Annotated in this window: 12 protein-coding genes; 6 read left to right on the forward strand and 6 right to left on the reverse strand. The window is 67.8% G+C overall.

Annotated features, from left to right (window positions below; all coding sequences use genetic code 11):
- The first annotated feature begins 411 nt into the window (after positions 1–411).
- A complete protein-coding gene (locus tag AC1RS9_RS01240; protein ID WP_006947465.1) occupies positions 412–1,053 on the forward strand; it encodes a recombinase family protein in 642 nt (213 codons plus the stop codon).
- 34 nt (positions 1,054–1,087) lie between these two features.
- On the opposite strand, the gene AC1RS9_RS01245 is transcribed toward AC1RS9_RS01240, so the two are convergent.
- A complete protein-coding gene (locus AC1RS9_RS01245) occupies positions 1,088–2,122 on the reverse strand; it encodes an AlbA family DNA-binding domain-containing protein (RefSeq protein ID WP_006947413.1) in 1,035 nt (344 codons plus the stop codon).
- Between the two features lie 573 nt (positions 2,123–2,695).
- On the reverse strand, positions 2,696–3,058 hold the full coding sequence (locus tag AC1RS9_RS01250) for a hypothetical protein (RefSeq protein WP_449759052.1): 363 nt from the start codon (positions 3,056–3,058) through the stop codon (positions 2,696–2,698).
- Positions 3,059–3,221: 163 nt separating this feature from the next.
- Between AC1RS9_RS01250 and AC1RS9_RS01255 the strand changes: the two genes are divergently transcribed.
- Both AC1RS9_RS01255 and AC1RS9_RS01260 read left to right on the forward strand, forming a co-directional pair.
- Positions 3,222–3,371 carry a hypothetical protein gene (locus AC1RS9_RS01255; RefSeq protein ID WP_156444873.1) on the forward strand — a complete coding sequence of 50 codons (150 nt, stop codon included), beginning with the start codon at positions 3,222–3,224 and terminating at the stop codon, positions 3,369–3,371.
- A gap of 81 nt (positions 3,372–3,452) precedes the next feature.
- Positions 3,453–4,835: an MFS transporter gene (locus AC1RS9_RS01260; RefSeq protein WP_473957880.1), complete on the forward strand. Its 1,383-nt coding sequence runs from the start codon at positions 3,453–3,455 to the stop codon at positions 4,833–4,835.
- An 18-nt stretch (positions 4,836–4,853) separates the two neighbouring features.
- On the opposite strand, the gene AC1RS9_RS01265 is transcribed toward AC1RS9_RS01260, so the two are convergent.
- Entirely contained in the window at positions 4,854–6,071 is a 1,218-nt protein-coding gene (locus AC1RS9_RS01265) for an MFS transporter (RefSeq protein WP_313489966.1), read from the reverse strand.
- Between the two features lie 37 nt (positions 6,072–6,108).
- On the opposite strand from AC1RS9_RS01265, the gene AC1RS9_RS01270 reads away from it, so the two are divergent.
- A complete protein-coding gene (locus tag AC1RS9_RS01270; protein WP_313489964.1) occupies positions 6,109–7,083 on the forward strand; it encodes a mycothiol transferase in 975 nt (324 codons plus the stop codon).
- A gap of 230 nt (positions 7,084–7,313) precedes the next feature.
- On the opposite strand, the gene AC1RS9_RS01275 is transcribed toward AC1RS9_RS01270, so the two are convergent.
- Positions 7,314–7,715, reverse strand: coding sequence for an SMI1/KNR4 family protein (locus AC1RS9_RS01275; protein WP_074040379.1), 402 nt, complete (start codon positions 7,713–7,715; stop codon positions 7,314–7,316).
- 221 nt (positions 7,716–7,936) lie between these two features.
- Here AC1RS9_RS01275 and AC1RS9_RS01280 point away from each other — a divergent pair, with 221 nt between their 5' ends.
- Positions 7,937–8,959 (forward strand): magnesium transporter CorA family protein, encoded by a 1,023-nt coding sequence (locus AC1RS9_RS01280; protein ID WP_074040380.1) that lies wholly within the window; start codon positions 7,937–7,939, stop codon positions 8,957–8,959.
- Positions 8,960–9,100: 141 nt separating this feature from the next.
- The gene (gene fumC, locus AC1RS9_RS01285; protein WP_062255828.1) at positions 9,101–10,498 is read left to right on the forward strand and encodes a class II fumarate hydratase; all 1,398 of its coding nucleotides are present in this window, start codon (positions 9,101–9,103) and stop codon (positions 10,496–10,498) included.
- A 97-nt stretch (positions 10,499–10,595) separates the two neighbouring features.
- Here fumC and AC1RS9_RS01290 read toward each other — a convergent pair whose 3' ends face one another.
- A complete protein-coding gene (locus AC1RS9_RS01290) occupies positions 10,596–11,537 on the reverse strand; it encodes an L-lactate dehydrogenase (RefSeq protein ID WP_006947407.1) in 942 nt (313 codons plus the stop codon).
- A gap of 264 nt (positions 11,538–11,801) precedes the next feature.
- Positions 11,802–12,491 (reverse strand): HAD family hydrolase, encoded by a 690-nt coding sequence (locus AC1RS9_RS01295; protein WP_006947431.1) that lies wholly within the window; start codon positions 12,489–12,491, stop codon positions 11,802–11,804.
- Positions 12,492–12,522: the final 31 nt, after the last annotated feature.

Raw genomic sequence — 12,522 nt, forward strand, 5'->3', positions numbered from 1 at the left:
GCCCCAGCCCCAGCCCCCACGAGTGTCGTAGTAGTCGACACGCGCACTGCGAACAAGCTCACCAAGATCCCAGGCTGCACCTTCGCCCACCGCGAAACGCTCCACCGAGAAGCACGATTCACCACTCTCGGCGTCTCATGTATCCGATAGACGGCAGGTAGCACAAACGAAGGTTTTTGCAACAGCCGAGGACCGCGGCTGACCGATTGGTGCGAAGCCGCCGACCCGAGCGCCCGAGTGTTCCGATAGGGCCATCCCTAGATTCCCCCTGTCCGAGAGTGTGCATCTGAGGGGGTTCCTACTTGCGTGGGGTGGGGTACACCCTATTTGCACTAGCACGGGCGGATCGGACGCGCATGCGAATAGGGTCGGTAACCGTCTTTTTGCCCACTTTGCGGGTAGGGTCTAGACATGCCGGGTCAAATCGTGGGGTACGCACGCGTCTCGTCGACGTCACAGAATCTCGCTAGGCAGCTCGAAGCGCTTGGGGGCGTCGATGAGCTGTTCACTGACCATCAATCGGGCAAGAGCCGAGCCGATCGCGCTGGCTTGTCGGATGCGCTGCGCTACGTGCGTCGCGGTGACACGTTGCGCGTCGCGTCGATGGATCGGCTCGCGCGATCGCTGGTCGACCTCGAGCAGATCGTCTCCGACCTCACCGCGCGCAAGGTGAGCGTCGAGTTCGTCAAGGAACGCCTCACCTTCTCACCCGACGCCACGGCCGACCCGTTCGCGACGTTCCAGCGCCAACTCATCGGCGCCGTCGCCGAACTCGAGCGTTCCCTCATCCGCGAACGCCAACGTGAAGGCATCGACCTGGCAAAAGTACGCGGCGTGTACAAGGGCCGCGCCCGCCGCCTCACCGACGAACAGGTTGCGCACGTGCGTCAGGCAGCAGCCGCCGGCGCGAACAAGGCCAAGCTCGCGATCGACCTTGGGGTCTCACGCCGCCTTATCTATGACGTCATCGCCGGCAACGGCGCCTACGCATCACCATCTCAGCCTGGACGCTGCGGTGGCGATGAGCTGACATCGGCGGGCAGTGACGGCTGAGCAATGCTCGCCGGATGGCGCGTGGGTGGTACAGCTAGGACTGGTCGTTCGGGCCAGAAAGCTGTAAGCAGTGGAAGCCGATCGGCATAGGTAGCTGACCGTTTTGCGACGCTGCGATGAGGAGCCACTGCACGCTCTGGTGCAGCTGCGCGAAGCCGGCGCCGCACAGCGCGATCGGCTTGCCTGGGCCCATGTGGTTGTCGGCAAGACGAATGCCCTGATCCTGCAGGAAAGCTTGGGTTTCTTGACTGGCGTGGAGAAGGTCGGTGCCTTCAGGGAAGACGATGATCATGCCTGCGGCTTGCAGGGGGCTGAGTAGGTGGGCATCAGGTACCGCGCGTTCGAAGGAGTCTTGTGGTGCGGTCATGACAAGGATTTCTTCGGGACACTCGCCCGCGTAGGTGCGGGGTCGGATGCGTGCCGTGGGGTGCCATGGCCCAGCCTTGGGGCGGCACTCCAACTCGGCATTGAGTGTTGTACAGGCTAGGGCGAGCCGCTCGGTGACGAGGTCGTCGAATCGGCCTGCGAGGAAGCGAGCCTGAAGCATCCTCAATTGATCCGGAGTTGCTGGTGAGGCGATCTCACCGTGTCGCACATAGACCGTGCCGGCCCGTGCTTTTCCGAAGTCGCGTTGGAGGACACGTAGCGGATCGCCGTCAGCGGGAGGAGCTACTTCGATCACGAGGACTGTCTTTTCCCCCCTGGCTACGTGGTGCGCTGTCCAGGCGGGCGCTTCAAGGCCAGTTCCTAAGAAGGTCGCCAGTTTTTGCTGTATCTCGGTGGCGCTGAAGGCGGGTGCGCCGTGAAGGCCGGACTCGCTCGCTCCGACGACAAGGTAGCCGAACCCCCCGTAGTCAGCTTGTGCCGTTGAGACGTCGCGGTTGGCCAGAGCGAGTATCTCTTTGGCGAACTCGAATATGCCAGCTTTGGCACCCAGGTCGCATTCGCTCTTCCACTCGAGCCAGTGAGTCTCTCCATGCTTGTCCGCGGCGGTGATGATGGCGTCGATGAGATCTTCACGGCGCTGCGGCGTCGCGATGGGGATAGTGGTGTCGAACGCGACCGGCATGACCGTTCTCCTTCAGTGGGCGACGAGAGAACTCGTACTGTCGAGGCTGGCTTTTGGAAGGGCCGCGTGCACGAACTTGCGGCTCTTGAATTGCGACCGCGATCCGTGTGCACGGTGCACCCGGCCACATCGACGCCGTCAGAACTCGTCACGCTTCGCTTGCGAGCCGTGCCGAGGTTCTTGTTCGCCACGCCATCCCCTGTAGGTGTTCATCTCGTGTGAGGTGCGTCCTGCCCAATTATGGGCCACGACGGGCCGCCTAGGTTGGCTCACCCCGGCTCAGAGCCCCCATCCACCGACGTGGGGTAGCCGTAGCGGCGGCGGTGGTCATCCCAGCTCGACGCGTACGCCTGACGCAGGGGCTCAGCCAGATTCGCGAACCACACGCGTCGCTCCTCACGGCGCCGCTCGAACTCGCGTCGATCCTGCGCCTCGAGCCAGTCCGCATGTCGCCGCGACGGGTCGAGACCACGGCGTAGGTTGCGTTCCTCCCACACACGCTTACGCTGCTGTTGACGCCACACACTCAGACGCGAAAACTCCCCACTCAGCCGCTGCACCCGCTGCACCCGCTCACCCGCGTCCAGACCCGCCCACCAGCGCTGCGCGCTCCTGACACGCAGCGACCGACGCGCGCCGCGCCAGCACCCAGGTCGACGCACGCTCACGAAAGACCTGTCGTTCCAACGAGATTCGGTCACGCACCACCTGCTGCCCGACAGACGCCGCCTCGAGCGTCGGCAGGGTCTGGGGGCGCGTCCACTCGCCGTTCGCCGAGACCTGCGCCAACCCGTGCGTCTGCAGGTGCGCCAGATGACGCAGCACCTGCCGTCGCGTCCACCCCGACACCTCACCAGGGGTGGGGCACAGTTGCGCCTTCAGCGCCACATCCTCGACCGCCAGACCCACCCGCGAATCCAACGAGGCCAGCACCAACCACGCAGCAGGGGGAGTTCACCGGGGAGGGCGGCGGCCAAGGGGATGTGATGATCGCGGCGCTCGTGCTGCTGGGGTTGGGTTGGAACGCTGGATTGCTGGCCGGCACGACGATGCTCGTCGACGCCACCTCCAGCGCCACCCGCGCCTGCACGCAGGGCACGTGCGACGTCCTCGTCTCGCTTGCCGGAGCGGGCGCGGCATCGGCGCAGGCTTCGTCGCCGGCGCCACGACCTACGCGACGCTGTGCTGCCTCACCGTCGTCGCAGCCGTTGCGCTGCTCGCATTCGTGCCCCGCCGAAAGTCGGCGTGACGTTTTATTCATCGTCATGACACAAAGGCGTTAGGGTGAACGTCATTCCTTTCTTTCCCATGTGACGAAAAGAGCGGCGCCATGACGGTCCGTCCCACCCCACTCTCGGCTCCCGCGAGTCGAACCGAGCGGCTCGATCGGTTGCCGTTCACGGCGCGTCATCGCTCGATGCTCGTCGGTTCGGGCGTCGGCTGGGCGCTCGACGCGATGGACGTCGGGCTCATCAGCTTTCTCATGGTGGCGGTCAAGAAGGAGTGGGGGCTGACGACCGGCGACCTGTCGGTGCTCGCCTCGATCGGCTTCGTCGGCATGGCGATCGGCGCCGGTGTCGGCGGCGCCCTGGCCGACCGCATCGGCCGCCGCACCGTGTTCGCGGGCACACTCGTCGTCTACGGCATCGCGACGGGTCTGTCGGCGCTCGCGCCGAGCTTCCTCGTCCTGTGCGCCCTGCGCTTCGTCGTCGGGCTCGGCCTCGGCGCGGAACTCCCGGTGGCCTCGACCCTGGTGAGCGAGTTCGCCCCGAAGCGCCTGCGAGGACGGATGGTCGTCGCCCTCGAGTCGTTCTGGGCGCTCGGGTGGCTGCTCGCGGCCGTCATCGGATTCACGATCGTGCCGCACGACAACGGGTGGCGCTGGGCGATGGCGCTCGGGCTCGTGCCCGCTCTCTACGCAATTCACGTGCGCCGCGGGTTGCCCGAGTCGGTGCGCTTCCTCGAGAAGGTCGGCCGCGACGACGACGCCGAACGCATCGTGCGCTCGTTCGAGGCCGCGGCGGGTCCGGCGCAGCGCAGCGGCGGCGCGCACCTCGACGACGCTGCCGACACCCACGCGGGCGCGCAGGGAACCACCGTCGACGTCGAGACGACCAGAACGTCACAGCTCGCGAGCCCGTTCTCCGCGCCGTATCGAACGCGGACGGCCGCTCTATGGGCGACGTGGTTCGGCGTCAACTTCGCCTATTACGGGGCCTTCTTGTGGATCCCGACATTCCTCGTCGCGAACGGCTTTCCGGTGGCGAAGTCGTTCGGTTTCACCCTCGTCATCACGATCGCACAGTTGCCCGGATACGCGGTGGCTGCGGTGTGCGTGGAGAAGATCGGGCGTCGACCGACGCTCGCGATCTTCCTCGCAGGTTCGACGGTGTCGGCGCTGCTGTTCGGTCAGGCCTCGTCGGAGACGGCGATCATGGCCGCCGGGTGCGCACTCAGCTTCTTCAACCTCGGCGCGTGGGGTGCGCTGTACGCCATCACGCCCGAGATCTACCCGACGCTCATGCGCGCGGGCGGCGCCGGCGGCGCGACGGCGTTCGGGCGCATCGCCTCGATCGTGGCGCCGCTCGTCGTGCCTTGGGTGTTCACCCATCACGGCGAGGGCTGGACGTTCGGTGTCATCGCCGCAGCCTTCGCGGTCGCGACCCTCGCCGCTCTCGCGCTGCCCGAACGTCGGGGGCAGGCGCTCGACTGACCCGGCGGGGACGAGGCGTCAGCTCTCCTGTGGGTCGCGCAACGCCGCGGTGAACGTCAGCCCCGTCAACAGCAGGCCCGCGACGAACGGCAGGATCATCGCGCGCTGGATGCCGAAGTGGTTGCTGAGGAAGCCGATGATGCCGGGCCCGGCGAGAAACGCGGTATAGCCGAAAGCGGTGACGATGGCGAGCACGCGGCCGCCGCCGATGTGGCCGGCGATGGCGTAGATCTGCGGGGCGATCATGCCGACACCCAACCCGACGAGCAGCCAGCCGACGAGGATGAGCGGCAGCGACGACGTGGTGATGACGACGCCGAACCCGGCCACCGCGACGGGCGCGCCGAAGCGCACGACGGCGGCGCGCCCGAATCGTGCCACGAGTGAGTCGCCGAGCAGCCGGATGACGACCATCGTCGCGGACACGCAGACGAGACCGGCGGCGCCGACCCCCGGGTCGACGTGCGCGACGTCCGTGACGTGGATCGAGGCCCAGTCGATCGCGGTGCCCTCCGTGAACCCGAAGAACAGGGCCATGACGCCGAGCAGCCACGCCTGCGACGGGATGCCGGGTCGCGGCGGTGCGTCGCCGCTCGTGGGGCTGATCGGCGCGGCCTCGTCCGTGCTGTCCTCGACATGCGGTGCCTGCGGCGTCAGAGCGAACAGTGCGGTGAGCCCCGCCCCGGCAAAGATCGCTGCCGCGACGAGGGCCCACCTCGGATCAGCCCCGTCGCCCTGCAGTTTCGCCGAGCCCATGACGAGCAGGGCGCCGAGGAAACCTCCGAGCGAGAAGAACGCATGGAACCGGCTCATGACCGCCGTACCGGAGGCCCGCTCGGCGTCGACGCCGAGGGCATTCATCGCGACGTCCATGACACCGTTGCACGCGCCGATCATCACGCCGCCGACCACGAGGGTGGGGTAGTTCGGGGCGAACGCGACCACCAGCAACCCGATGGCGAGGCCGACTCCGCCGACGAGTGACGGCAGGCGCGGTGTGAGCCGGTCGGAAACGCGGCCGCTCACCTGCATGGCCACGATCGCGGAGCCCCCGGCCAGCAGGAGGACGAGCCCGATCCCCGACGCGTCGGTGTGCAGGCGTTCACGGAGGCCGGGCAGCGAACCGCCCCAGGCCCCGATCATCAGGCCGTTGACGAGAAAGATGCCGAACACCGAGCTGATGAGGGCGTGGCTCTGCGCTGCGGTGAACGACGTCGTGGGAGTCGAGGTGGGCATGCGCTCCATTGTCACCGCTGCCACCTACCCTGGTCGAATGGACGACAAGGCCACGCTGAAGACGTACCTCGACTCGCTGCGTTCGGCGATCCTGTGGAAGCTCGAGGGCCTCGACGAGTGGCAGCTGCGCTGGCCGATGACGTCGACGGGGTCGAACCTGCTCGGCATCGTCAAGCACCTCGCAGCGATGGAGTACGGCTACCTCGGGCACGTCTTCGACCGCCCCGGCGAGGAACTGCCGTGGATGGGGCAGGACGCCGAGCCCAACGCCGACCTGTGGGCGACGTCCGACGAGACCGTGGAGAGCGTCGTGCGCCTCTACCGCCGGGCCGTCGCACACGCCGACGAGACGATCGCGAGCCTCGACCTCGACGCCACCGGCCACGTGCCGTGGTGGCCGCAGCCCGACGTCACCCTGCACCGCGTACTCGTCCACCTGAGCGTGGAGGTGGCCCGCCACGCGGGGCAGGTCGACGTCCTGCGCGAACTGCTCGACGGACGCGTCGGCATGCGTGAGGCGAACCCCAACCTGCCGTGGGGCGACGAGTTCTCCTGGGAGAGCTACGTGGAGAGGCTTCGTCAGATCGCGATCGACGCGCAGTGGCCCGGTGCCCGACCCGGTCTGTACGGGTTCGCGGGCCCGCAGCGGGACGCGCTGCTCGCGCCGATCCTTCGCGGTGCCAAGACGGCGACATCATCCCTGGCAGCCGCGTATTCAGCGGACGATGAACTGCCGCGGGTCGGTGAGCGCGAGGTGCTCATCTCGTCGGCGGGGATGCCCGTCGGCGTCACCGAGACAGTCGAGGTGCGCGTCGTCCCGCTGGGAGAGGTTGACCTCGAGCACGCCGTCGACGAGGGGGAGGGGTTCCGCAGCGTCGACGAATGGCGCGGGGCGCACGAACGCTTCTGGGCCTCCGACGCGATGCGGGCCGAGCTCGGCGACCCCGACCTCGTCGTCGACGATGCGACGCCCGTCGTGCTGCAGCGCATCCGGCTCGTCGAGACGCTCTGACGGGTGTGCCGGCGCGGTGGCACTGGAGGTTCGCCGGTGTCGAGATGCCCGCCATTCCGAGGACCGCGGGCGCTCGTGGACCGAGTGGTTCGAGGCGCAGTGACGACGGAGCAGCGCCTCGCCGATGCGTCGTGATGACGCACCACGCGCCGCGCCCGGCGCCGTCATCACGCCTGATGCCCGGTTGTCCTGGTCAGCGTGGGCGCGTCATAGCGCCCTGATCGCCGCGCTCAGGCGAACAGGTCGTCCTGCTCGGCGTGCTCGTTGCGCAGCGACTCGAGGAAGCCGACGAACGTGGCGCCGAGCTCGCTGAGCTCCTCGCCGCTGTCGCGCTCGACGTCGACCCAGCGCGTCGGGTGACCGGGGACGACGCCGAAGTCCCAGTCCTCGCCGCGGCCGAAGACGACGATGTCGCCGGTCTTGGTCACCGAACTCGGGTGCAGCACGCGCAGGTAGGGCCCGTCGGTGCCGTCGGCCATGTGGACGTTGCCGTTGTACGTCGCCGTCGTCAGCCAGAAGGCGCGCAGGTCGTCGGGAAAGGTAACGCCGAGCTTCTCCTCGGCGTGCGTGAGGTCGTCCTCGGTGGCGGGGGAGTCGAAACGGTCAGGGCTGAAGTACTCCGTAAAGGACATGCCGTCAGCCTAGGGCCTGCGACCCGTGAGCGGGCCGCGACGAACGACGAAGCGAGTAGCGCGATGGTCCGTGGGTGCTTCCGCCCCGTGAACCGGGCCGCGACGATCCCAGCGTCCTGTCGGCGCGATCCACAGCGTCTTGTCGGGGCGATGCGTCACAATGCGCTCATGATTCGTCCTGCTCCGCTTCGCTCGAACCCCCCGCGCGCCGGTGAGCCGTCATGATCGAGGGTCTCGATATCGCTGACGCGCGGGTGTGGCGCAGGAAAGAGGCGAAGGCGCGCTCCATCGAGGCGGGTGCGCTCGCCGACGCGATGCGCGACGAGGAGAACCTCGTCTGGGTCGACCTGCTCGACCCGTCGCCGGAGCAACTGCGTCAGCTCGTCCTGCGGTTGGGCGTGAGCGGGACTGTGGTCGAGGATGCTCTCGCTCCGCACGAGCGCGCCAAGGTGACGGCTCACGCCGACCATCTGTTCTTCACCGTGTACGCCACGCAGCTCGCGACCGACACCCTCGCCGAGCACGCTGACGGGGGCAGCCACCTCAGCGTCACGCGCATCAGCGGCATCGTGCTGCCGCGGGCGCTCATCACGATCAGGGTCAGGTCGCCGCATTGCGAAGCGTTCGACATGGGTGAGGTCGTGAAGCGCTGGGATGATTCCGCCTCACTCATGACGCAGGGCAGCGGCGCGCTCGTGCACGGGTTGCTCGACTACGTCGTCGACGGCCATTTCGACACAATCCAGTCGCTCGACGACGCTCTCGAAGGCCTCGAGGAGACGTTGTTCGCGGAGCGGCGCACCGGCAGCGAGTTCGTCCGCACGACGTACGCGATCCGCAAGGATCTCGTCGCGCTGCGCCGCGTCGTCCTGCCGATGCGTGAGGTCGTCAACGCGCTCATGCGTCACCGCGGGCGCACGGGCGGGCCGCTCGACGCCTGGTACGACGACCTGTACGACCACGTGCTGCGTGCCTCGGAGTGGACCGAGTCGCTGCGTGACATGGTGAGCACCGTCTTCGAGACGAACCTGTCGCTGCAGGACGCGCGGCTCAACACGATCATGAAGAAACTCGCCGCGTGGGCCGCGATCATCTCGGTGCCGACGGCCGTGACGGGCTGGTTCGGCCAGAACGTGCCCTACCCCGGTTTCCAGGCGCATTCGGGGCTCGTCATGAGCGTCGTCGTCATCGTCGCGTTGTCGGGCGGGCTCTACGCGATCTTCCGCCACAACGACTGGTTGTGACCTCCCGCCCACCTGCGTCCAAGTGCGCCCGGGTGCATCTGGACGCAGAGGGTTACGGCTGGGCGCTGACGACGAGGGTGGCCTCGCCGCGCACCCCTCCGGGCGTTCGCGATCGTGGTGAGGCGTGCCTAAGCTGGAGGCATGGTCAAGCGCATCGAAACCGACAGCATGGGTCAGATCGAGGTCGACGAGAACGCCTACTGGGGCGCGCAGACGCAGCGCAGCATCGAGAACTTCGACATCGGCCGTGACACGTTCGTGTGGGGGCCCGTCATGGTGCGGGCACTCGGCATCCTCAAGAAGGCCGCCGCGCAGGCGAACGCCGATCTCGAGCAGCTCCCGAAGGACGTCGCGGAGCTCATCGAGAGGGCCGCGGACGACGTCATCGACGGCAAGCTGAACGATCAGTTCCCGCTCGTCGTGTTCCAGACAGGCTCGGGCACGCAGTCGAACATGAACGCCAACGAGGTCATCTCCAACCGCGCGATCGAACTCGCCGGCGGAGAGCGCGGCTCGAAGAAGCCCGTTCACCCCAACGATCACGTCAACCGCGGTCAGTCGTCGAACGACACGTTCCCGACGGCGATGCACATCGCCGTCGTCCTCGACCTCGTCGAGCGCCTCTATCCGGCCGTCACCGAGCTGCGTGACGTGCTCGACGCCAAGGCGAAGGAGTTCGACGACGTCATCTGCGTCGGGCGCACCCACCTGCAGGACGCGACGCCGATCCGTCTCGGTCAGGAGATCGGCGGCTGGGTCGCGCAGCTCGACTTCGCGCTGTCGCAGGTGCGTCAGGCCGAGCAGGCGACGCGGGCGCTCGCGATCGGTGGCACCGCCGTCGGTACGGGGCTCAACGCGCACCCCGACTTCGGCATGCTCGCCGCGCAGAAGATCTCCGAGATCACGGGCGAGAGCTTCCACCAGGCCGACAACCTGTTCGCGTCGCTGTCGGCGCACGACGAGCTCGTCGCCGTCAGCTCGTCGCTCAGGCTGCTCGGCGGGGCGCTCATGAAGATCGCGAACGACGTGCGTTGGCTCGCGTCCGGGCCGCGCAACGGCATCGGCGAACTCGTCATCCCGGAGAACGAGCCGGGCAGCTCGATCATGCCGGGCAAGGTCAACCCGACGCAGTGCGAGGCGATGACGATGGTCGCCACCCGCGTGTTCGGCAACGACGCGACGGTCGGTTTCGCCGGCTCGCAGGGCAACTTCCAGCTCAACGTGTTCAAGCCCGTCATGGCGCACGCCGTGCTGGAGAGCATCCGCCTCATCTCGGATGCGTGCCGTTCGTTCACCGCGCACTGCGCACGTGGCATCGAGCCGAACCGGGAGCGCATCGACGCCAACCTCGCCTCGAACCTCATGGTCGTGACGGCGCTCAACCGTCACATCGGCTACGACAAGGCCGCCGCCATCGCGAAAAAGGCGCACAAGGAGGGCACGACGCTGCGCGAAGCGGCGCTCGCGTCCGGTGACGTCACGGGCGAGGACTTCGACCGCTGGGTCGTGCCCGCCGACATGACGCACCCGTCCGCCTGACGAGCCCTCCCACCGGCGAAGGGGTTGTGGAGGTTCGTGCGCTCAGACGCGCAAACCTCCCCAACCCCTTTCGTCGTCTGTCGTCGTCTCGGAGCGTTCAGTCGCGTAGCCCCGTCGAGTCGACGACGCCGCTGAGTACCTTGGCGGAGTGGGCGAGGGCGTCGCGTTCGGCGTCGTTCAGGTCGAGTTCGACGACGCTCTTGACTCCGCTGCGCCCCAGCACCGTGGGCACACCGATGAACAGGTCGTCGATGCCGTACGTGCCGTGCAGCTTCGTCGAGACCGGCAGTGCGGTGTACTCGTCGCGCAGGATGGCGCGGGTGATGCGCGCGAGGGCCATGCCGATGCCGTACGACGTCGAACCCTTCGCGTCGATGATGCGGTAGGCCGCCTCACGCGTGTCGGTGAAGACACGCTCGATCTCCTCACGGCGCCCCGGCACGCTCTCGAGGTCGCGTGACAGCGGCGCGCCCGCGACGTTCGCGGACGACAGTGCGGCCACCTCGGTGTCGCCATGCTCACCGATGATCGACGCGTGCACGCTCGACGGTGCGACGTCGTACAGCTCGCCGAGCATGAAACGCAGGCGCGCCGAGTCGAGCGTCGTGCCCGAACCGATGACACGCTCGGACGGCAGACCGCTCAACTTCCAGGTGGCGTAGGCCATCACGTCGACCGGGTTGCTGGCGACGAGGAAGATGCCGTCGAAACCCGTATCCATCACGGAGCCGACGATCGAGCGGAAGATCTCGACGTTGCGCCCGACGAGGTCGAGCCGCGTCTCACCCGGGCGCTGCGCCGCACCCGCGGTGATGACGACGAGGTCGGCGTCGGCGCAGTCGTCGTATGACCCCACCGTCACGCGCGTCGGCGACGGCGCCCACACGACGCCGTGGTTGAGGTCCATCACCTCGCCCGTCACCTTCTGAGTGTTGATGTCGATGATGGACAACTCGTGGACGAGACCCTGGTTGACGAGGGCGTACGCGTACGCCACCCCGACGTCACCGGCACCGATGAGAACAACGCGATCGCTCATGACCTCAACGCTACGCCGCCGGCCCGGTCTGTTCCGTCGTGTGGAGCACCTTGCCGGTGCAGTGAACATGAACATCGAATGACAGGCGGGGAGGGCTCGTCACGTGACCGCTGGCCTCAGAGGCCCGAGCTTGGGAGTTTGGCAGCCGACCCGCGACCCCGCGGGCCTCCGGGGCCCGAGCTTGGGAGTTTCCGCCGCGTGTATTCAGGCTGTACTGCCTCGACAGGAGCCCGCGGGGGTGCGGTGCCGCGCCGCCCCGCAGGGTCAAGGTGTCGCGATCTGCACCGTAGAGTTCGTCACTGAAAAGCGAACAGCAGCAAGGGAATCGACGATTGCGTCGGCGTCCGTTGTCGCGTCGAGGTTGGCGACGTTCGTCGTCGACGTCAGCGCGAGCGTCGCGCATCCTGCGGCCTTCGCCGCGCGCAGACCGCTTGGTGCGTCCTCGACGACAAGGCATTCTTCGGCGGCGACCCCGAGACGCTCGGCAGCCACGAGGAACGGGTCGGGGTGCGGCTTGCCGTGCTCGACGTCGTCGAACGTCACGACCACGTCCGGGAGCGGGATGCCCGCGGCCTGCAGGCGCGCCAACCCAAGTTCATGCGTCGCCGACGTCACGACCGCACACCGACGGGGCAGCAGCGCCGCGACCGCGTCGACGGCTCCGGGCAGCGCGACGACCCCGTCCGTGTCTGCGAGTTCCATCGCCGTGATGCGGGCCAGCGCGACCTCCGCCTCGCCGGGGCTCAGATGCGGCGCGATCTGCGCGATGATGCCCGACGCCGGCACCCCGTGATGCTGGCCGAGCAGGTGCGGGTCGATGTCGTACTCGCGCGCCCACGCCACCCATGAGCGGATGACGGCGGGCGTCGAGTCGACGAGCGTGCCGTCGTTGTCGAACAGCACGGCCGCGAACGGGCGGCCGGCCAGGGCGGAGAGGTCACCGAGTCGAGGCATGGCTCGATCCCATCACGCCGCCACGCGACGT

The sequence above is a fragment of the Dermacoccus sp. MPR-E5 genome, assembly GCF_058809565.1.